1 protein-coding gene is annotated in these 204 nt (G+C 42.2%); it reads right to left on the reverse strand.

Annotated elements, in window-relative coordinates:
- On the reverse strand, positions 1-204 hold a 204-nt coding region (locus E7X57_RS12300; RefSeq protein WP_135613314.1), incomplete at both ends, for a PKD domain-containing protein.

The raw sequence follows: 204 nt of genomic DNA on the forward strand, positions 1-204 counted from the left end.
TATTACTGACAGTAAGATTGACAGTATACAAACCAGCTGTATCATACGTATGAATTATATTCTGGCTGGAGTAATCTTCAGTACCGTCAGCATCAATATCCCAGGACCATGACGTTGCATTGGTTGACAGATCAGTAAACGCAACGCTCAGGGGAGCAATACCTTCAGTGACATTAGCACTGAAATCGGATACCGGAAGTATAG

Origin of the sequence: Methanococcoides sp. AM1, from assembly GCF_900774055.1 — an archaeon.
Lineage (GTDB): Archaea > Halobacteriota > Methanosarcinia > Methanosarcinales > Methanosarcinaceae > Methanococcoides.